General features: G+C 71.2%; 15 protein-coding genes and 1 pseudogene. 9 read left to right on the plus strand and 7 right to left on the minus strand.

The features are described 5' to 3' along the window. Positions 1-242 precede the first annotated feature (242 nt). The gene (locus ACIHCL_RS15865) at positions 243-1,184 is read right to left on the minus strand and encodes a beta-ketoacyl-ACP synthase 3 (RefSeq protein ID WP_399861975.1); all 942 of its coding nucleotides are present in this window, start codon (positions 1,182-1,184) and stop codon (positions 243-245) included. A gap of 99 nt (positions 1,185-1,283) precedes the next feature. On the opposite strand from ACIHCL_RS15865, the gene ACIHCL_RS15870 reads away from it, so the two are divergent. Next, positions 1,284-1,892: a TetR/AcrR family transcriptional regulator gene (locus ACIHCL_RS15870; protein ID WP_399861977.1), complete on the plus strand. Its 609-nt coding sequence runs from the start codon at positions 1,284-1,286 to the stop codon at positions 1,890-1,892. Between the two features lie 160 nt (positions 1,893-2,052). Here ACIHCL_RS15870 and ACIHCL_RS15875 read toward each other — a convergent pair whose 3' ends face one another. After that, positions 2,053-3,072, minus strand: a complete 1,020-nt coding sequence (locus tag ACIHCL_RS15875; protein ID WP_399861979.1) for a threonine/serine dehydratase — start codon at positions 3,070-3,072, stop codon at positions 2,053-2,055. Between the two features lie 207 nt (positions 3,073-3,279). On the opposite strand from ACIHCL_RS15875, the gene ACIHCL_RS15880 reads away from it, so the two are divergent. Then, entirely contained in the window at positions 3,280-4,107 is an 828-nt protein-coding gene (locus tag ACIHCL_RS15880) for a M55 family metallopeptidase (protein WP_399861981.1), read from the plus strand. A 98-nt stretch (positions 4,108-4,205) separates the two neighbouring features. After that, a complete protein-coding gene (locus ACIHCL_RS15885; RefSeq protein WP_399861983.1) occupies positions 4,206-4,985 on the plus strand; it encodes a hypothetical protein in 780 nt (259 codons plus the stop codon). A 240-nt stretch (positions 4,986-5,225) separates the two neighbouring features. On the opposite strand, the pseudogene ACIHCL_RS15890 reads toward ACIHCL_RS15885, so the two are convergent. Further along, positions 5,226-5,448: pseudogene (locus tag ACIHCL_RS15890) on the minus strand (XRE family transcriptional regulator); the annotation flags it as partial. A gap of 60 nt (positions 5,449-5,508) precedes the next feature. After that, positions 5,509-6,666, minus strand: a complete 1,158-nt coding sequence (locus ACIHCL_RS15895; protein ID WP_399861985.1) for an MFS transporter — start codon at positions 6,664-6,666, stop codon at positions 5,509-5,511. Positions 6,667-6,717: 51 nt separating this feature from the next. On the opposite strand from ACIHCL_RS15895, the gene ACIHCL_RS15900 reads away from it, so the two are divergent. The 4 genes from ACIHCL_RS15900 (at position 6,718) to ACIHCL_RS15915 (ending at position 9,956) form a co-directional block, all read left to right on the plus strand. Further along, positions 6,718-7,047 (plus strand): ArsR/SmtB family transcription factor, encoded by a 330-nt coding sequence (locus ACIHCL_RS15900; protein ID WP_399861987.1) that lies wholly within the window; start codon positions 6,718-6,720, stop codon positions 7,045-7,047. A 410-nt stretch (positions 7,048-7,457) separates the two neighbouring features. Further along, entirely contained in the window at positions 7,458-7,835 is a 378-nt protein-coding gene (locus tag ACIHCL_RS15905) for a hypothetical protein (protein WP_399861989.1), read from the plus strand. A gap of 25 nt (positions 7,836-7,860) precedes the next feature. Further along, a complete protein-coding gene (locus ACIHCL_RS15910; RefSeq protein ID WP_399861991.1) occupies positions 7,861-8,514 on the plus strand; it encodes a hypothetical protein in 654 nt (217 codons plus the stop codon). Between the two features lie 377 nt (positions 8,515-8,891). Beyond that, complete coding sequence (locus tag ACIHCL_RS15915) at positions 8,892-9,956, plus strand: 2,3-butanediol dehydrogenase (protein ID WP_399861993.1); 1,065 nt, start codon at positions 8,892-8,894, stop codon at positions 9,954-9,956. Positions 9,957-10,160: 204 nt separating this feature from the next. Here ACIHCL_RS15915 and ACIHCL_RS15920 read toward each other — a convergent pair whose 3' ends face one another. Beyond that, positions 10,161-10,442: a hypothetical protein gene (locus ACIHCL_RS15920; RefSeq protein ID WP_399861995.1), complete on the minus strand. Its 282-nt coding sequence runs from the start codon at positions 10,440-10,442 to the stop codon at positions 10,161-10,163. A 527-nt stretch (positions 10,443-10,969) separates the two neighbouring features. On the opposite strand from ACIHCL_RS15920, the gene ACIHCL_RS15925 reads away from it, so the two are divergent. Next, positions 10,970-11,548, plus strand: coding sequence for a hypothetical protein (locus tag ACIHCL_RS15925; RefSeq protein ID WP_399861997.1), 579 nt, complete (start codon positions 10,970-10,972; stop codon positions 11,546-11,548). A 135-nt stretch (positions 11,549-11,683) separates the two neighbouring features. Beyond that, entirely contained in the window at positions 11,684-16,375 is a 4,692-nt protein-coding gene (locus ACIHCL_RS15930; RefSeq protein WP_399861999.1) for a cation-translocating P-type ATPase, read from the plus strand. Positions 16,376-16,570: 195 nt separating this feature from the next. Here ACIHCL_RS15930 and ACIHCL_RS15935 read toward each other — a convergent pair whose 3' ends face one another. After that, positions 16,571-18,454 (minus strand): APC family permease, encoded by a 1,884-nt coding sequence (locus tag ACIHCL_RS15935; protein ID WP_399862301.1) that lies wholly within the window; start codon positions 18,452-18,454, stop codon positions 16,571-16,573. 525 nt (positions 18,455-18,979) lie between these two features. Next, positions 18,980-19,345 (minus strand): hypothetical protein, encoded by a 366-nt coding sequence (locus ACIHCL_RS15940; protein WP_399862001.1) that lies wholly within the window; start codon positions 19,343-19,345, stop codon positions 18,980-18,982. Positions 19,346-19,705 lie beyond the last annotated feature (360 nt).

Genomic DNA, 19,705 nt, shown 5'->3' on the forward strand with positions numbered 1-19,705 from the left:
CGTTGTCCGTGAAGGGCGCGCCCGGAGACCGGGCGCGCCCTTTTCGCACGGTGGGTTGCGAAGCGCGCCGGTGCGAAAGGAGCGCTGGTGTGTTGCGATGCGCCGGTGGTGCGCGACGCCGGCGTTGCTGTTGTCGTTGTTCTTGTTGTTCTTACTGCTGCCGCCGTCCCGTCCTGTTCCTGTCGCGGGGCCGTTTCCGTTTCGCGCTTCGGGGGCTTCGTGCCTCGGGACGGGCCCGCCGGTCACGGGCAGCGGACCACCTGCCCCGCCCACGACAGGCCGCCGCCGAAGCTGAACAGCAGAGCGGGGGCGCCTGGGGAGACCTCGTCGCGTTCGACGAGTTTGGCCAGGGCGAGGGGGATGGAGGCGGCGGAGGTGTTGCCGGAGTCGACGACGTCGCGGGCGACCACCACCCGGTCGGGCAGGGAGAGTTGACGCACGACGGAGTCGACGATGCGCAGGTTCGCCTGGTGGGTGACGATCGCGCCGAGGTCTTCGGGGGCGACCCCGGCCCGGCGGCAGGCCTCCGTGGCGAGGGCGGGGAGTTCGGTGGTGGCCCAGCGGAAGACCGTCTGGCCTTCCTGGGCGAAACGCGGGTGCCAGGCGTCGACGAGCCGGACGGCGTCGCGCCGGGTGGGGTCGGAGCCCCAGACGACCGGCCCGATGGCGTCGTCCTCGGCGGCGCTCACCACCGCTGCCCCGGCCCCGTCGCCGAGCAGGACGCAGGTGCTGCGGTCGGTCCAGTCGGTCACGTCGGACATCTTCTCGGCGCCGACGACCAGGGCGTGCCGGGCGGCGCCGGCGCGTACCGCATGGTGGGCGGTGGCCAGGGCGGTGCAGAAGCCGGCACAGCCGTTGTTGAGGTCGTAGGCGACGGCGGACGGGACGCCGAGGCGCCCGGCGACCTGGGCGGCGATGCTGGGGCAGCGGTCGATCGCCGAGCAGGTGGCGACGGTGACCAGGCCGATCTCCTCCGGGGTGAGCCCGGAGGCGGCGAGCGCCTTGCCCGCAGCGGCGGCGGCCAGGTCGGCGACGGACTCCTCGTCCGCGATGCGGCGGGTGGCGATCCCGGTGCGCTGCCGGATCCACGCGTCGCTGGTCTCCACCATCGTGGCGAGGTCGTGGTTGGTCAGCACGCGATTCGGCTGGTGGTGGCCGAGCGCGGCGATGCGGGCTCCTGGCATGGCGCTCCTCGAATCGGGCATCACGATGCCGCGAATATAGCGAACGACCGATCGGAAGTTAAAGCGTGGGGCATGGGATGCCCCGATACCCTGGAGTTCATGAGCCCGCGCAAATCCGTCGTCGAGGCCCGCAGAACGCGGGACCGGATCATCGATCGCAGCGTCGCCGTCGCCTCGGTCGAGGGCCTGGAAGGGCTCACGATCGGACGGCTCGCCGCCGACCTCGGGATGAGCAAGTCCGGCCTGCTCGGCCATTTCGGCACCAAGGAAGTGCTCCAACTGGCCGCCCTGGACCGGGCATCGGTGATCTTCTTGGAGTCGGTGTGGGAACCGGTCGCCGACGCCAGGCCCGGACTGACCCGGCTGCGGGCGGTCTGCGAGCGGTGGATCGGCTATCTGGAGCGCGAGCGGGAGGCGTTCCCCGGCGGCTGCCTGTTCACCACCGCGGTGGTCGAGTTCGACGGCCGCGCCGACGGGCCGGTGCGGGACGTGGTGGAGCGGCTCTTCCGCATCTGGCGGCGTCGGCTCGTGGTGGACCTGCGCCTGGCGGTACGTGCGGGTGAGCTGCCTGCGGGCACCGACCCCCGCCAGATCGCCTTCGAACTGATCGGCCTCTACCTGGGCCTCAACCACGCGATCCAACTGGAGCGCGACCCGCTGGCCCCCGAGCGCACCCGCCTCGCCGTCGACCGCCTGCTGTCGCCCTGAGCCAACGACCCCGAGGATCCGCCGGACCGCGAACCCCTCCAGGGCCGGAACGCACCCCGCGTCGGCCCCGGCCGCTCGCTCTGGGACCGCCCGTCCGGCGGCTCGCTCCGAGATCGCCCCGCAGTCCATCAGCACCCAGGGCCCACCCGCCACGGAGACCTCACGAGTGATCGCCGAGACCGGACGCCAGGTCGCTCGGGTCGGTGTTCGCGCCGCACAGTACGACGGCGATCTTCTCGCCGCTGCTCGGCCGGTACCCGTATGGGGCCGGGGCGGTGAGCGCGGCCAGAGCGGTGGAGGCGGCGTGCTCGACGGCGACGCGGTGGTGGTCCCACAACGCCTGGCGGGCACGCACGATCTCGCTGTCCGGTACCAGGACGGAGTGCACCCCGTCCTGGCGGGCCGCGTCCAGGGCGAGCGCGGTGGCGCGGCGGGCGCCGAGGGAATCGATGGCGACCGAGTCGACGGGCACATCGACCGGTCGCCCGGCCTCGACGGCGGCGTTCAACGCCCGGCAGTTCTCCGGTTCGACGGCGACCGTACGGATTCCGTGGTGCCGGGCGGCGGTGGCGACCCCGGCGAACAGCCCACCGCCACCGACCGAGACCACCACGGTGTCCAGGCCGGGAATGCGGGCGTGGATCTCCTCCATCAGCGTCCCGGCTCCGGCGGCGATCAGCGGGTGGTCGTACGCGTGCGAGGCGAGCGCGCCGGTCGTGGCGGTGAACTCGGCGCACGCCTCCAGGGCCTCGGCGTACTCCGCGCCCACGATCCGTACGTCCGCGCCGAGTGCGCGGAGCTTGGCGACCTTCACCGCCGGGGCGACGGTCGGCAGGAACACCGTTGCCCGCACACCCTGTTGCCGGGCGGCCCACGCGCAGGCCAGTCCGGCATTGCCCCCGGAGGCGATGGTCACCCCGGAATCCGGCAGGGTGCCGGCCTCGCGATGGGCCTGGATGAAGTTCCGCGCGCCGCGCGCCTTGAAGGAGCCGGTGTGCTGCATGAACTCCAACGCGAACCAGACCTCCCCGCAGGGAGCCTCCTCGGACCGGCCGCCGACGGTCCCGAGGTGCGCGGTACGGACCGTTTCCGAGTCGATGGGGGCGATGGCGAGGGGGCGGACGTGACCGGTGATCCGGTCGGTGGCGGCCTTGATGTCGTCGTACGTGAGCTGCTGCACTTCATTGCTCCTGCCAGGAGGACACGGCCGGGCGCGCGGGCGAGTCGGCCGTGGATCGGTTGCGAGCTGGTTCGGTTGCGAGCTGGTTCGGCTCGAATGGGTTCGGACTGGGCGTGAAGGGGGCCGGACCGGGTGGGGAAGAGTCCGGCCAGAGGTTCCGTCGTGCACTGTCGGGACGATGCACAGGGCACATAGAATTCCTGAAACATGAGGGTACTGATATCTGTTGACATGGAGGGCATCTCGGGGATCGTGCATCCCACTGAGACGAACCCGGATCGCTACGACTACGAGCGCAGACGCGCATTGATGACGGCCGAGGCGAACAGCGTGATCGCCGGGGTGCTGGACGCCGAGCCCGCTGCCGTGGTGTGGGTAGCCGACGCGCATGGGCCGTTCCGCAACCTGCTGCCGGAGGAGCTTGACCGGCGGGCACGACTGGTGCGTGGCAAGCCGCGTCCGCTGGGCATGCTCGGCGGGCTCGACGACCGTACCGACGCGGTGCTGCTCGTCGGCTATCACGCACGTGCCGGCCGAGGCCCGTCCGTGCTGGCACACACCATGAACGACGGCATCCTCGACGTGCGCGTGGCCGGGCGTTCCCTGGGCGAGATCGGTCTCAACGCCGCCATGGCCGGGCACCTGGGCGTACCGGTCGTGCTGCTCAGCGGCGACGACAGTGCCTGTGCCGAACTGAGCGATCTGGTCCCCTCGGCGGTCACCGTCGCCGTCAAGGAAGCCCTCGGTCAGAGCGCCGCCGTCGCTCTGCACCCCGAAGAAGCGCGGGAGCGGCTGCGCGGCGCGGCCGCCGAAGCCATCACGCGGCATACACAGGTTTCGCCGCTGGCCCTTGCCGGACCGCTTGAGGTCGAGGTCGACCTTTCCGCGCCGTCCACGGTCGACCTGGCGACGCTCGTGCCGGGCGTCTCCCGTGGTGACGGTGGTCGCACGGTCGCCTTCACCGCCGCCGACTTCGGCGACGCCTACCGGCTGGTCCTGCTGCTCGCGCAGCTCGCGACGATCAAGCCCGGCTGAGGGTTGTGCCGTCATCCCTGGCGGGCGCCCGGCGCCGGATGACGGGACAGCCCTCGGGCTGGGATTCGATTCCCCGGCGCCGACCCGGAATCAGCGCGATGCCGGGCCAGTTCCGGCCAGAATGGTGTGAGCGACGACGAACTCACCACTCCATCATTACCGAAACGCGTGCTCATCAGGCTGCGCGGCCCGGATACCGTCATTTCTTTCTGAACCACCTTTGGGGGGACAACGTGCGAACCCGCACGACCACTGCCGCGCTCGTCGGTCTGGCCGCCGTGGCACTGACGGGCTGCGACCCGGCCAACACTGCTCAACAGCCCACCACGCCACCGCCGGCCGTCACCGCTTCAAGTACGGCGCCGCCGGAAAGGCCGGAAGAGGACGACAAGCCTGTCGAGCGAAGGGAGGTGGCGAATTTTGTCGGGATGGGTCTGCAGTCCGCGCAGGACAAGGCGCAGGCCGACGGATTCCATTTCCTCGCATCCCATGACAGTGCCGGTCGCGGCCGAATGCAGGCGTTCGACCGCAACTGGAAGGTCTGCTCCCAGAACTACGCGCCAGGAAAGACCATTCCGGTCGATACGAAAATCGACTTCGGAGCGGTGAAGCTGGCGGAGTCCTGCCCGTCCAAGGACAGGAAGGAGCCTGCCCCGGCCCGGAACACCATGCCCGGCTTTGTCGGCACGTCCGTCAAGTCCGCACGAGCATCTCTCGACTCAAGCACATCGATCACGGTCAAGGACGCCGGCCGAGACCGCATGGTCCTAGTGGAGAGCAACTGGAAGATCTGCACCCAGAACCCGAAGGCCGGAGCCGCGCTCAACGGGCAGCCGGTCGAGTTCACTGCCGTCAAGTTCGACGAGTCCTGCCCGTAGTCACCGGTGAAGACCCTCGCTGCGCGGCGCGAAATCCTGCCCGTTCTCCGCGTCCGGCGACCTCGCCAGCCGGATGCGACGGTGAGGGGTGCGGCCTTGGTCCGGGAGGGACGGCTCCGTCATCGAGCCCGCCCCGCCGGTACGCCCGGACCGGGTACCGGGTACCGGGTGTCCTGTGGGCACTGGCCTGGCCCGGCCGTTCGTCGAGACACCGCGCCGATGCGGTCGAGCTCACCGACCGACCGCTGGCGACCACTGCTCGATGACCTCGGCGTGCTTCTCCGCCTCCAGTACACGTTCGAAGTACTCCGCATGCCCTGCGCCGGGCCTTGCGTACGTCTTCGCGGCGTCGCTCGAAGAAGCCGTCCGTGCCCAGTACTCGGTCCACGTGCTGGGCGAGGTCGAGGGGCATGCGGCGGTTGCCGCGCTCGATGTCGCTGAGGTACGTGATGCCGTCGAGCAGCCTTTCGAGGGTGAGGCCCGCCTGTTCCCGTTTGAAGCGGAGTTCGCTTTCGGGTACGGCTCATTCTGCTCGGGCCTTGATCTCCGGGAAGGCGATCAGCCAGGCCGCGGCCAGTGCGACGGCGCCGAGGACCGGGACTGCCGGTGCGCCGAAGTGATCGAGGGCGAGTCCGCCGGTCGCACCGGCGACTGCGGTGCCGAGGTAGAGGCCGGAGATGTTGAGCGAGACCGCGGTCATCGCCGCCTCCGGGGCGGCCTGGATGGTGCTGGCCTGCATGGGCGGATTGAGTGCCCACGCGAAGACCGACCACACACCGATCCCCGTTGCGAGCACCCATACCGGTGTGCCGAGGAATACGAGGGCCGCGAGGAGTGCGAGCGCGAGTGCATGGCCGCCCAGGACGGCCAGACGTGCTCGGCGAGGCCCGTAGGTATCTGTGAGGCGGCCACCCAGCAGCGCGGAGACGACACCGACCAGACCAACGATCAGCAGGAGCACGGGCAGCGCGCGGTCGGTGCCGAGCGTGTGCAGGGTGATCGGGCCGAGGTAGGTGTACAGCATCAGCCCGCCTGTGCCGCAGAGGAAGATCGCGGCCACCATCCGGAGCACCGCCGGGCGGCGCAGCGGCGCGAGTCGCGCGTTCAGGGGGCTCGGCGTGGCGCCGGGCAGGCGTGGCATGGTCGTCAGCGCGATGACGGCTGCGACGGCTGCGACGACCGCGATCAACACGAACGTCGAGCGCCAGCTCGTTGCTCCGGCGATCCACGTTCCCACCGGAACGCCGGTGAAGAGGGCGACGGTGAGACCTGCGGTGACCACGGACAGGTAGGTGCCCTGCCGTCCCTCGGGTGCCCCTTCGGCTGCCGCGGCGAACGCGGTGGTCGAAACGGCCGCCGCCGAAAGTCCGGCGAGGACCCGCAGGATGAACAGGGTCGTCAGGCCAGGGGCGAGAGCGCAGCCGATGTTCGCCAGCACGAACACCGCGAGCCCGCCGCACAGGACAAGTCGGCGTGGATAGCGGTCCAGCCACACTGCCAGCACCGGGGCGCCGAGGGCGAATGCGAAGGCGAATCCGGTCACGAGCTGGCCGGCTGTTCCTGCGGTCACGCCGAGGTCGGCTGCGACGGTGTTCAGGACTCCAGCGATGACGAACTCGTCGGTGCCCAGCGACAAAGTGGCGATGAACAGGGCGAAGAGCCAGAGCGGGTTGCGAGTCATGATCCTCCTTGTTCGATGTTCGACGAACCTAGAACAAGCTAGCATTGCTCCATGGGGCACTCAGAACATCCGGATATCGGGGACATCTCTCTGACGCGAGTGCTGTCGGCCCTGTCCGACCCGTTGCGTCTCGGTGTCGTGTGCCTGCTCTCGGACGGGCAGGAGCGGCAGTGGGGTGAGCTGGATGCGCCGGTATCGAAATCCACTCTGAGTCACCACATGAAGACGCTCCGCAGCGCTGGTCTGACCCGGACTCGTGACGAGGGCACCCGGTGCTACGTCCGCCTTCGCGCCGACGACCTCGAAGTGCGCTTCCCTGGGCTACTCGCTTCGGTGCTGAGCGCGGCGCCGGACGACGCGACACCCGTCGGACTGAAGTAGGTCGGGTCCGCTCGACGGGGCCACCTGACGGGGCCACTCCGCGGGTGGGCTGCCGCTGTCTTCACCACGCAGCGATGGCACAACGGTTGTCGCGCCCGTTCGCCGTCAGCTGTGCGCCTTCTTGGCGTGACGATATCGATGCGGCCCGATGAGCGCCGGAAACCTGCCGACCTGCTGGGACGACGCCGGTGTGCGGGGCATGCGGGCCGTGCCAGGGTGGGGGCGTGACAAAGAGCGGGACAGCGGATGTGTTTGCGGCCGGACACCGCGGTGGAAACCGGAGCCTCTATGCGTATCGGGTGCGTGGGCTCGGCCGCAGCGCGGTAGTTCTGTGGATCCGTGGCAGAGGCGACGAACCCGATCAGGTGTTGACGTTGCCGGAAGCCGAGCGCCGGCGGGTGCCGACGTTCATGACGGTTCGGCAGGCGCGGGTGTATGTGAGCCGACGGGGCCGGAGGCTGGTCACTTCTGAGACCAACACGCTGGAACTCACCCGTGTCCAGCATTGGCTGGAGGACCCGGTGCGCCGACACGTCCCCCCGGGCGCGGTGCTGGACGCGTGGAACTTCTTCGAGGATCTGGCCCGGGGGCTCCGCGAAGACCACCTGCTGCAGCAGGGCGCGGTGCACAACAGCGCCTACGAGAAGCTGTTCGGAGACGAGTGCGCTGCATGGACTCCCGGCGAGCGGCAAGCTGTACTGGAACTGATCACGGCCGGGGTGGAGCTGTGGAACTCCTGCCCAGTGGTCGTAAAGCCCCGTTCGAGTTCGCGTTCGCGTCGCCCGTGAAGCCGCTTCTTCACCGGTGCCGAGCATGGCGAGGCGACTCCGCTGCGCGGTCAACGCGATCAACTCGAAGGGCTGGGGCGGTGAGCGGCAGAACACCCAGGGGGCATGGCTGGCACCGCAGCCGACGGGTGCGAGAGCCGAGATGACGGAGTGGGATTTGACGATGAGGCGACGGAAGGCCGGGCCGCGTCCGGCGAGCCGGGCGGCCTTTGGCCTGCTCGTCCTGTGGGTGATCCTGATGCTGACCGCGAGCAGCACGATATCGACGGGAAGCTCCTGGGCGGAGGTCCTCGGGCGGATCGAGGTGTGGCAGTGGGTCCTGTACGCGTGGCTGGTCATCGGTGCCCCCTGGCTGGGGGCGGACGCGATGCCCGTTGACCTCGTTGCGCGTGATCGCGACATCCGGGCGCGGGGGTGGTGGGACCGCGTCAGGTGCTTCGCCCTGCTGCTCGGGACTTCCGTGCTCAGCCAGTTCGTACTCGGGGTGTTGCCGAGTGACCGGCCGTGGGGCGACCGGACAGCCGACTTCACCGGTTTTCTCATGTCGCCGATATGTGTGACGTTGACCCTGCTGTTTGCCGCGTACGCCTTCCTCTCCCCGGTCATCTGGCCAACGGGAGCCAGGGTGATGAGGAAGTTGGGAAGGTCCGGGCGTCGGGAGCAGGTCCCCGGGTCCTGAGTTCCGGGGGGACGGCCGGGCCGTCACCGATGCTGGCTTCGTGGTGCTCCGGAGTGTGTTGGGGGAGCCGGTGGGGACAGAGCGCAGGGGGTGCCCCGGAGCGTGTTGGGTGCGTCCGGTGTGTGGCAATCTCCAGCCTGGTGCTGATGTCCTGCTCACGTTTGGCCGACGCTCCCCGAGGGGCGAGGCGCCGACCGATGCCGGGCGTGCGCCGGGTGTGGGCCCCGGGGGTCAGAAGACCGACACGGGCGACTGATCCGTATTACGCCGTATTGTTTAATTGTTAACGTAAATGCGCCGCGCGAGCACGCACCTCACTCCACGGCGAGACTCGATATGAGGTGTGAGCGGAAAACAGACGAAGGAGGCAGCTCAAAATGAAGGCTGCACGCTACTACGACCGCGGCGACATCCGTATCGAGGACATCCCGGAGCCCGACGTCCGGCCGGGCACGGTGGGCATCGACGTCGCGTTCTGCGGGATCTGCGGCACCGACCTGCACGAGTACCTCGACGGACCGATCTTCGTCCCGCCGGCCGGTCACCCGCACCCGGTCTCGGGCGAGTCCGCCCCCGTGACGCTCGGCCACGAGATGTCCGGCGTCGTGTACGCGGTCGGTGAAGGTGTAGAGGGCCTGAAGCCGGGCGACCGCGTCGTCGTCGAGCCCTACATCCTGCGCCCCGACGTCGACACCAGCGAGAACAACCCGACGTACCACGTCTCGCCCGACATGAACTTCATCGGCCTGGGCGGCCGTGGTGGCGGGCTCGCGGAGAAGATCGTCGTCGAGCGCCGGTGGGTCCACCCGGTCGGGGACATCCCGCTGGACCAGGCGGCCCTCATCGAGCCGCTGTCGGTGGCGTACCACGCGTTCCAGCGCTCGGGCGCGAAGGCGGGCGACTTCGCCCTCGTCGGCGGCGCCGGCCCCATCGGGCTGCTCACCTGCGCGGTGCTCAAGGCGATGGGGGTCGAGGTCGCGGTCTCCGAGCTCAGCTCGCTGCGTCGGCAGAAGGCGCTGGACGCCAAGGTCGCCGACCACGTCATCGACCCCGCCGTCACCGACGTCGCCGAGGAGGTCCGGCGTCTCACCGGCGGTAAGGGTGCAGACGTCGCGTTCGAGGCCACTTCCGTCAATGTCGTCCTCGACACGCTGTTCGACGCCGTCAGGCCGGGTGGTGTCATCACCGTCATCTCGATCTGGGGCAAGCCGGCCTCGATCGACATGCAGAAGCTCGTCCTCAAGGAGGTCGACCTGCGCGGCACGATCGCTTACGTCAACTCCCACCCGCAGACCATCAAGCTGGTGCAGGAGGGGCGCATCGACCTGTCGCCGTTCATCACCAAGACCATCGGCCTGGACGGCCTCGTCAGCGAAGGCTTCGAGACCCTGATCCACCACAACGAGACGGCCGTCAAGATCCTGGTGGACCCCCGCAGCTGATATGCCCCCCGGGCCGGGTCTGGGAGGACTCGGACCCGGTGGACCCGGCGACGGTGGACCCGGCCACGGCCGACACCGCCCTCCGCCCGACGGTGACAGCGCCATCCGCGCGCAGACAGCCGCCGGTGGTCCGTTTCCAGCGCCAGTCGGCGCTGCGGACGGACCACCGGCGGCTGTCTGTCGTCTGTCGCCCGCGGTGTGCGGTCAGCGGTCGGCGGTGTCGTGTCGGGGGTGCTGGCCAGTCGTACCGGGGTTGAGTGCCTGCCGGGCGAACCGCAGGGCGTACGGCAGCGCGGCCCGGGTGAGCGGGCCGGCTCCGACGGCGACGGCGGCGGCCGAGACCAGGGGCTCCGCGCACACGGCGGCGCGCAGCAGGGCGGCGGGAGCGGCGTAGAGCTGGGCGGGCAGGCCGGGCAGGCCGGGAAGTACGAGGGTCAGGGTCCGGTCGTCGGTGTCGGGACGCGACCAGGTGAGTTCGATGCGCATGAGACGGCCTCCGCAGAAGTGGGGCTCGGCGCCCGTGGCCGGACGGCGTCGCCCTCGCGAACAGCGGGACGGCCCGGTCCGCGAAGAAGCGCGGGGCGGGTCGGCCGGCGTGCGCAGGGGCCGCGGTCAGGCCGGAAGGGCGGTGAGGGGGACGACGGTGGTGAGGGTCGGCTTTCTGGAGTAGGGGTCGGGACTGGACCGGGCGCTCATGCCGTCACCTCCTCATGGCCGGGACATGCGCGAGTGTTCGGTCTGTGATCCGCAGCGGCCGGCGCCGGGGCGGAGCCGGACCTGCGGATACCGGAACGCCGGTAGGACGTTTCCTCGGGCCCATCGGGCCTCTCCTCGGACTCGTCCGGTGGACTCGAACGGGCGGCACGACGGCCGCGTCGCCGACTCCACCATCCGGCGGCATGCGGATATCTCCAGAGTTGCCGAAGTTGTCGGATCTGGTCAAGGTTGTCGAGAAGGTGAGCAATATCACTTCTGGTTGTATGCCTCACCTGTCCTACGGAGGGAGAGCGACCATGACTGGCAGTTCCCAAGCGCGCGGCTCATCCCATGCGCACGACCCAGGGGACACGAAGGCGCGGCATCCCGTCCAGGAGACGCTGACGCACCCCGTGCAGATGATGACGACGGCAGTGGAGAAGGTTCCGGGCGCCGACCGAGCGAAGGAGTTCGTCGACGGTGTGCTGGACTCCGTCGGGATCGTCTCGCCCCGCGCACGGCGCGTCGCGGCGTACACCGGTGCCGGGCTGCTCGGTGTGGCCGGCGTGGTCGAGTGGCCGCTGGCTGCGGCGGGCGCCGCCGCGGTGTGGCTCACACAGCAGCGCCCCAAGGAAGCCGAGGCGGCCCGAGCGGCCGGCGAGGCCCGTGCCGAGGGGGCGCAGAGGAAGCACGCCGCCAGGTCGGCCAAGGCGTCCACCACCACCGGCAAGGCGAAGTCCCGTTCCAGCAAGGCCGGTCCGGGTACGGCGAAGACTCGCGCGCCCAAGTCGGCGAGCACCACGGCCAAGGCCAAGGCCCGCCCGGCCGGGCGGACCACCAAGAGCGCTTCGGCGAGCACCTCGCGCACCAAGGCGGGCGGGCGGAAGAAGACCTGACGTACGACGACGGGCCGCCCTACGACGGCCCGCCGCGACCGCCGCCCGCCGTGACCACACCCACCACATCCGCTCGACCGCTCCGACGACTATTCGTTCCGCCCAGCCCGTGCGGCAGGCCCGCGAAGGTGAGACATGCTGCTCCGCTTGCTGACCGGGCTGCCCGCCGCGGCCCTCCAGAACGCCCTGGCGGTCCCCGTCGGGGCTACGCGCAAGATCGCCCCATCGGCCGTCGACACGGCACGCATGGCCACCGAACTCGTGAGCGCCGGTGCGCGCGGCGTCGTGAGCGGTGCGACCGCGGTGTCCGCGACCGCACTGCGGGTCGGCAGGGTCGCCCGCAACGTCGTGACCCCTCAGACCGGTCACTGGCGTGCCGGATCCCGCATGCACCTCGCGCTGCGACGGAAGCCGGAGGCGCGGAAACCGGCCATGGAGCAGTTCGAGGCCGCCTGCGAGAAGGTGGCCGTCGAACTGGCCGAACACCCCGATGTGCTGGTCGCCTACTGGGACAGCGGCCTGGAACGGCTGGTCGTGCAGACCACCGAGGCCGCGGTCGGTGAGCAACTGGTGGACCGGGTGTCCGAGATCGCCGCCCGGTACGGGCTGGTGCGCGTCGACGACCAGGTGCTGGAGCACACGCACCCGGGTGCGCCCGGCGGTGTGCGCGCCAATGCCGTCGCCGTGGCCTGCGACGCGGCGGGCATCGCCACCGCCCTCGTGGCGAGGACGGCCTTTCTGAAGGCCGTGCCGGAGATCGTCGTGGCCGCGGCCGTCGTGATGCGGGAGGACTCCCGGGTGCGGGCGGTGCTGAACCGCGCGCTGGGTTCGGACCTGGCCGACCTGGTGCTCGCCGCGGCCCATGCGGGCGCCTGCGGGATCGGGCAGGCGCCGAGTCCACTGCTGCTCGACGCGGCCCTGCGGATCGCCCAGTTGACGGAATCCGTTGCCCAACTCGCGGCGTTCGACGCGGTGCACGACACGCTGTGCGTCCCGGGCAGACCGACGATGGGCCGAGACGACGCGATGCGTCCGTCGCTGCGTCCGTCTCCCGGCGAGCAGTACGCCAACGCCGCGATCAACGGAATGCTGGGCGGTGCCGTCACCGCGCTCCTGTTCACCCGCAGCTTCGACGGGGCGGCGGAGACCGCACTCGCCGGTTCGCCCAAGGCCGCGCGCTACGGCCCGGCGGCCTTCACCGCCGCGCTCGGCAGTGTCCTGGCACGCGAGGACGTGCTGGTCCGCAACCCGGAGCGGCTGCGCCGACTGGAACTCGTGGACACCGTCGTCCTGCATCCCGGAGCGCTGCGCAGCACCCGGCGCACCGTGCTGGAGGTCCATCCCAGCAAGGCCGGGTGGGATCACCGTCGGCTGTGGCGGGAGGCCACTGCGGCCCTGAGCACACCCGGGAACGGGGCGGTGGCGTTCCGGGCCCGGAAACCGGGACTCGACCTGCGGCCGGTGCCCGACGAGGCGGTGTCGGACGCGGCGGCGCCGGACATCGGCCTGATGATCGCGTCGGTGCACGGCAGGGATGTCGGTACCGTCCTGGTCGGCCGGGAGCTCGACCCGATGGCCGAGGCCGTGCTGGACGCGGCACGCCGGGCCGGTCTGCACGTCGTCGTAACGGATGACCACTCGCTCGGCGAGTTCGGGGCGCTGGCCGACCAACTCATCCCTCCCGGGCGTCCGTTGGCCGAGGTGGTGGCCGGTCTGCGGAACGACGGGCGGACGGTCCTGACGGTGGCGCGCGTACCGGCCGACCGGACGGCTGCGGAAGAGGCGTCGGCCGACCTGGCGACGCAAGAGGCGTCGGCCCGCACGGCTTCGGAGGGGGCGTCGGCCGACGGGACGGCAGGGGAAGGGACGCTGGGCGACGCCGCCCGCGACGTGCTCGAAGGGCTGCTCGGCAGCGACATCGCCGTGGCCGTCGCCGATGAGCGCGGCGCCGTCGTCTGGGGTGCGGACGTGCTGCCTCTGCGCGGCCTGGAGGGCACCTGGCGGTTGCTGTCCGCCGTGCCCGCGGCACGGGCGGCCGGCCGGCGGGCCAAGTTCCTCGCCGAGGCGGGTGCCGCGCTCTCCGAACTCCTGGTACTGACCCGCGGGGCCCGGACGCACCCGGTCCCCTTCCCCCTCGAACTGCGGATCAGCCCGGTCAACATCGCCACCGCCGTGTCTCTGGTGTCCGGCTGGTGCGGTGCGCTGGGTGCCGCCACCGGTGAGCCCCCGCACCCCCGGCCGCGGGTGCCGTGGCACGCCCTGCATCCGGAGGAGGTGATGGCCCGGCTGGCGAGGGTGCCGCGGGCCGCGCCCACCGCGTGGGAGGTGGTGCGGGGCCGGGCCGGCCACGCCCTGCACGAGGTGGCCGCTCACCCGGCCCTCACACCGGTCCGGGTCGGGGCGCGTCTGGCGGGCGCCACCTGGGCCGAACTCGATGACCCGTTCACCCCCGTCCTGTTGATCGGTGCCACCGCCTCCGCGCTGCTGGGGTCCGCGGTGGACGCGTTCCTCGTGGTCGGGGCCGTCGCGGGGAACGCCGTGGTCGGCGGGGTGCAGCGGCTGCGCGCGGAGCGGGCGCTGGCCGAACTCGCCACGGGACAGCGGCGCACGGCCCGGCGCCTGACCGACGTGAAGGCGGCCGAGCCGTCCGTCGTCGAGGCCGGACGGCTGGTGCCCGGCGAGGTGATCGAGCTGCGTACCAACGACGTGGTGCCGGCCGACGCGCGTCTGCTGGAGGTCAGCGGCTTCGAGGTCGACGAGTCCTCGTTGACCGGCGAGTCGCTGCCCGCCCGCAAGCAGGTGGCGCCGGTGGCGGAGGCGTCCGTCGCGGACCGCAGTTCCATGGCGTTCGAAGGCACCACGGTGGTGGCCGGGCGTGCCCGCGCCGTGGTGGTGGGTACCGGCGACCAGACCGAGGCCGGCCGCGCGGCGTCCCTCGCCGCCCGGGTGCCCGCCTCGGTGGGGGTCCAGGCGCGGCTGCACCAGCTGACCCGCCGGGCCCTGCCCCTCACCCTCGCCGGCGGCGCCGCGGTGGCGGGTCTGTCCCTGCTGCGCGGCCGTCCGATGCGCACCGCGCTCCAGGGCGGGCTGGCGGTCGCGGTGGCCGCCGTCCCCGAAGGCATGCCCCTGGTGGCGACGGTGGCGCAGATGGCCGCGGCACGGCGGCTGAGCAGGCTGGGTGTCCTGGTCCGCACACCGCGCAGCCTGGAGGCCCTGGGACGTGTGGACACCATGTGCTTCGACAAGACCGGGACCCTCACCGAGAACCGGTTGCGGGTCGTGCGCCTGGTCACCGCCACCGGCGACGAGCACTCGGCGTCCGGCCCCGGAGCGGAACAGATCCTTCGCATCGCCGCCCGCGCCTGCCCCCGCGTGGCCGAGCAGCCGGGTGTCCACGCCCACGCCACCGATGAGGCCGTCCTGGCGGCTGCCCCGCGCGAGACCGGGTGGACCGTCGTGCGGGCCCAGCCCTTCGAGGCGAGCCGGGGCTACGCGGCTGCCGTCGGACGGGACTTGGAGGGCGGGGACGTCCTGGTCGTCAAGGGAGCTCCCGAGGTCATGCTGCCGTGCTGTCCCGACGCGGATCCGGCGTCCGTCGACAGGGCGCGCGCCCTTGCCGCCAAGGGCCTGCGGTTGCTGGCCGTCGCTCGGCGCCGTCTCGCGGCGGAGGTGGCGGCCGAGGCGCTGGACAAGCCGCTCGAAGAGCTGGAACTCGTCGGGTTCGTGGCGCTCGCCGACCGTCCTCGTGCCAGTTCGGCCCCGCTCGTGGCCGGTCTCGGTGACGTGGGCGTACGCCCTGTCATGCTCACCGGCGACCATCCCGAGACCGCCCGTTCCGTGGCCCTGGCCCTGGGCTGGCCGTCGGACGTCACGGTCGTCACCGGTGACGAACTGGCCGCCCTCGACCGGGCGGGGCGAGCGCGTCTGCTCCGGGACTGCGGCGTCGTGGCACGCGTCGCGCCCGAGCAGAAGTTGCAGGTGGTCGAGGCGCTCCAGGAGGCGGGGCGTGTCGTGGGCATGGTCGGAGACGGTGCCAACGACGCCGCCGCCATCCGCGCCGCCGACGTCGGGATCGGCATCGCGGCGCGTGGGTCGGCCGCCGCGCGCAACGCCGCGGACCTCGTCATCACCAACGACGAACTGTCGGTTCTCATCGACGCCATCGGCGAGGGCCGCGCCCTGTGGCGCAGCGTGGCCGACGCGATCAGCATCCTGCTCGGCGGGAACGCCGGTGAGGTCGGCTTCTCCGTGCTGGGCACCCTGCTGTCCGGTACCTCGCCGCTGTCGACGCGTCAGTTGCTGCTGGTCAACCTGCTCACCGACATGTTCCCGGCGATGGCGGTCGCGGTCACCCCCCACGATCCGGAGCCCGCCGGTGAGTCCACCGCGGCCGTCGCCCCCGTGGGCCTCGCCGTCCTCGGGCCGCCGCTGACCCGTCAGATCCGCCATCGCGGCGTGATCACCGGGGTCGGCGCGGCCGTCGCGTGGCTGCTCGGCGGGCTCACCCCCGGCTCGGTCCGGCGTACCAGCACGATGGCCCTGTGCGGTGTGGTCGGTGCCCAGCTCACCCAGACCGTCGTCGGACGCCGCCACAGCCCGCTGGTGCTGGTCACCGTCCTCGGCACCGCAGTCGTGCTCATCACCCTCGTCCAGACGCCGGGCGTCAGCCACTTCTTCGGGTGCACGCCGCTGGGACCGGTGGCATGGACCGGTGTGGCCATCGGCGTCGGCACCGCAGCCTTCGGGCCCCGCGTACTGCCGCACGCCGACCGGCTGCTGTCCGACCTCGCCTCGCGGGTGCGTCCCGTGGTGCGGTTCGTCCGCTGAGGGCCGTCCGCGAACCGCCGTCGTCCGGCCGGTGTCCGGTCCGAGGCGGACCGCCGACGACCGGCACGCCGCGCGTCCAGGGGTTCGGGGGCAGAAGTTCGGGGGCCGGGGAGACGACTGCGTGTCGGAAAGGGGCTGGGGGAGGAGAAGGCTACGGCCACGCGTGGAGCGAGGCCGAGGGGGAGGGGGAGGCGGCTACACGTGGAAGGGGATGGTGGTGACGACGACCTTCGGCAGCGGGCGCAGTGCGCGCCGCAGCCTCGGGGCGATCCTGCTGTGCAGCAGGCGATGCCGCCACCGCCTCGCGACGATCTCCGGCAGGATGACCGTCAGGGTGAGGTCCGGACGCTGTGCGTGCAGGGCCTCGATGTAGTGGACCAGCGGTGCCACGATCGCCCGGTACGGGGAGACCACGACTTCCAGCGGGAGATGGTCGCCCCACAGGGTCCAGTACCGGCGGAAGCGTTCGGCCTCGTCCTCCTCGGGGCTGATGTGGAGCGCGAGTACGGGCTGGTGGAGCGAGGCCGCGTAGGCCAGCGCGCGCAGGCCGGCCAGGTCCATGGTCGCGATGGGGACGACCGACAGGTGGACGATCTCCTGGGGGGTCTCCTCGGCCTCTTCCTCCGGCCGGGCTCCTGAACGTTCCTCGGGCAGCCGCGGTGCCGCCGCCGAGGGCTGTGGCACGACGGGACCGGCGGGTGGCGGGACGACGGTGGTGGGGACGACGGGGGTGGGGACGGGCAGTTCGAAGCCGTGGGGGTGCAGACGAAGCGCCTTGGCGACGGTCTCGTAATGACGCCGGATGCGCGTCGCCCCCACGAGGAACAGCCCGACGGCGAGCACCGCGACCCAGGCGCCCTCGGTGAACTTGGTGATCCCGGCAGTGAGGAAGACGACGGCCGACAGCAGCGCACCGGCGGCGTTGAAGAACAGGCTCTTGCGCCAGTGGCGGTCCCGCAGACGCCACCAGTGGACGACCATTCCGGCCTGGGACAGCGTGAAGGCCAGGAAGACGCCGACGGCGTACAGCGGGATCAGTGAGTTGGTCATGCCGCCGAAGGCCACGTAGACCAGCACCGCCGCGAGCGACAGCAGGATGATCCCGTTGCTGAAGGCGAGGCGGTCGCCCAGACGCAGAAAGATCCGCGGGGCGTACCGGTCACGGGCGAGCAGGAACAGCACACGGGGGAAGTCGTTGTAGGCGGTGTTCGCGGCGAGCAGCAGAACCGCGGCCGTGGCGGCCTGCGTGAAGATGTACAGCGGTCCGGAACCGAAGCTGTGGTGGGCCAGTTGGGAGAGGACCGTCTCCCGGGAGCTGGGCACCACGCCGTCCAGCAGGACCATGGCGATCGTGCCGGCGAACAGCGCGATGAGCAGTCCGACCATCCATGTGAGCGTGGTGCGGGCGTTGCGCCACTCCACGGGCTTGAACGCGGGCACCGCGTTGGAGATCGCCTCGATGCCGGTCATGGCCGTGGACCCGGAGGCGAAGGCGCGCATCACGAGCAGGATTCCGACGCTCTCCGTGGCGTTCGGGTGCGGAGCCGCGAGAGGGCGGAAATCGCGCCCGGCGGCGTCGAAGAGGCCCACGGCGACGAGCGCGAGCACGGCGATGATGAAGGCGTAGGTCGGTGCGGCGAAGAGTGCGCCGGCCTGCCGGACGCCTCGCAGGTTCCCGGCGAGCAGCAGGGCGATCACGCCGACGCCGATCGGGACGGCTTCGGGGGCGAGCGAGGGAACTGCCGAGGTGATCGCCGCGACCCCGGAGGCGATCGACACGGCGACGGTGAGAACGTAATCGGTCATCAGACCGGCGGCAGCGATCAGCCCGGGAACACGGCCCAGATTGTCACCGGCGACGATGTACGAGCCGCCGCCGTGCGGGTACGCGCGGACCGTCTGACGGTACGACACCCCCACCGCCAGCATCAGGAAGACGATCGTCGCGGCGATCGGTACGGAGTAGGCCAGCCCCGCGGCGCCGCCGAGCACGAGGATGGCGAGCATGGCCTCGGGCCCGTAGGCGACCGAGGAGAGGGCGTCGGCCGACAGAACGGGCAGTGCGACCAGTTTGCGCATCCGCTCCTGCGCGATCGCCGTGCTTTTCAGGGCGGCCCCGAGGAGCACCCGCCGCACGTGGTAGCCGAATCGGCCGAGTCGGCTGGGAGGCAGGTCCCCCGCGGCTCTCCCCGGCACGGGCGGCCGTCCACCGAGAGGCGTGACGCTGACCAGACGCCCCCACCCGACCGGGCGGATCTCCGCAGGGGAGGGAAACGTGCCGAGATCGGAATCCACGGGCAGCGCCCGATGCCATGTCCCGGGAGCCGACACCCGTCCCCACTCACGCCCCACTCGGCTCAGCAGCCGCAACTGCTCACCGTCGAGCGCCGGCAAACCGGCCGAAGGGCTCAGCGCACCCGTCCCCACCCCGCCATCGGAATCACTCTGCGCATGCTTCACGTTACGTAGTGTCGCGCATGGGTGCTTTCGGGGGTCGCAGCCTGGGCCCTCTCCGGCTGAAGTGGCGGTGTCCGCTAGGGGCTGCCCCTCACCGTTCCGTTCCGCGCCTCAGTGCCTGATCGAGCCTCAGTGCCTGATCGGGCCTCAGCGCTGGGCGGCGCTGCGGCGTGCCTCGCGCAGGAAGTGCCGCGCGAAGGCGGTGATGCCCCAGACGAGGAGGACGTTCACGACCGCTCCCGCCGTGAACAGCGGCAGTGAGTTGAACAGGCTCGTGGGGGTCTCCGGGGCCATGGTCTCCACCGGCACGTCGAGGGGCAGGATCAGTGGATATGCCACGAAGTAGGTGATCAGGACTGCTCCTGGGGAGGTCGCCAGCCCCAGAAGGGTGCCCAGGACCTCCGGCCGGCCCATGGCGTCGTACACGACGGAGCTCGCGGCGGCGAGGCCGACGTAACAGGCGGCCAGGGTGAGGCATCTGTTCCAGGGGCGTGAAGTGTCCGTCTGCGTCATGTGTGACATCCGTCTTCCTGGAAGGAGGCGTGGTAGGGCTGCGGGTGGGCAGCGGACCCGTGCCCCTGTGGACGGCGAGAGGTCCCGTCGATCATTATTGAACATGTTCAAATCCAGGCCAAGGGGGGGGCGACGCGAGAGGGTTCGTCGGTCGGGCGCGGGCGCGCGCCCGGCATGGGCGTGAGCATGCTGGGGGAGCCGTGAGCGGCGTGTTCATGAACCGGGCCGACGCTGTGTGCGCCCGGCCTTCAACTCGGCTCGCACGAAGGCGGGTTGCTCAAGCCGGGGAACTCGCCGTGTCGAGGGTGGTACGTTCTGTCACCTTGAACTCAATAAGGCGACCCCGGCAGCGCGCCAACG

It is taken from the genome of Streptomyces sp. NPDC052042, assembly GCF_044548345.1.
In the GTDB taxonomy this organism is placed as follows: Bacteria; Actinomycetota; Actinomycetes; order Streptomycetales; family Streptomycetaceae; genus Streptomyces.

What these genes read in the sequence shown, in the direction of transcription:
- ACIHCL_RS15865 (WP_399861975.1), bottom strand. Translation starts at nt 1,184, where the DNA reads ATGCCAGGAGCCCGCATCGCCGCGCTCGGCCACCACCAGCCGAATCGC.
- ACIHCL_RS15870 (WP_399861977.1), top strand. Translation starts at nt 1,284, where the DNA reads ATGAGCCCGCGCAAATCCGTCGTCGAGGCCCGCAGAACGCGGGACCGG.
- ACIHCL_RS15880 (WP_399861981.1), top strand. Translation starts at nt 3,280, where the DNA reads ATGAGGGTACTGATATCTGTTGACATGGAGGGCATCTCGGGGATCGTG.
- ACIHCL_RS15885 (WP_399861983.1), top strand. Translation starts at nt 4,206, where the DNA reads ATGCCGGGCCAGTTCCGGCCAGAATGGTGTGAGCGACGACGAACTCAC.
- ACIHCL_RS15895 (WP_399861985.1), bottom strand. Translation starts at nt 6,666, where the DNA reads ATGACTCGCAACCCGCTCTGGCTCTTCGCCCTGTTCATCGCCACTTTG.
- ACIHCL_RS15900 (WP_399861987.1), top strand. Translation starts at nt 6,718, where the DNA reads ATGGGGCACTCAGAACATCCGGATATCGGGGACATCTCTCTGACGCGA.
- ACIHCL_RS15905 (WP_399861989.1), top strand. Translation starts at nt 7,458, where the DNA reads ATGACGGTTCGGCAGGCGCGGGTGTATGTGAGCCGACGGGGCCGGAGG.
- ACIHCL_RS15910 (WP_399861991.1), top strand. Translation starts at nt 7,861, where the DNA reads ATGGCGAGGCGACTCCGCTGCGCGGTCAACGCGATCAACTCGAAGGGC.
- ACIHCL_RS15915 (WP_399861993.1), top strand. Translation starts at nt 8,892, where the DNA reads ATGAAGGCTGCACGCTACTACGACCGCGGCGACATCCGTATCGAGGAC.
- ACIHCL_RS15920 (WP_399861995.1), bottom strand. Translation starts at nt 10,442, where the DNA reads ATGCGCATCGAACTCACCTGGTCGCGTCCCGACACCGACGACCGGACC.
- ACIHCL_RS15925 (WP_399861997.1), top strand. Translation starts at nt 10,970, where the DNA reads ATGACTGGCAGTTCCCAAGCGCGCGGCTCATCCCATGCGCACGACCCA.
- ACIHCL_RS15930 (WP_399861999.1), top strand. Translation starts at nt 11,684, where the DNA reads ATGCTGCTCCGCTTGCTGACCGGGCTGCCCGCCGCGGCCCTCCAGAAC.
- ACIHCL_RS15935 (WP_399862301.1), bottom strand. Translation starts at nt 18,454, where the DNA reads ATGCGCAAACTGGTCGCACTGCCCGTTCTGTCGGCCGACGCCCTCTCC.
- ACIHCL_RS15940 (WP_399862001.1), bottom strand. Translation starts at nt 19,345, where the DNA reads ATGACGCAGACGGACACTTCACGCCCCTGGAACAGATGCCTCACCCTG.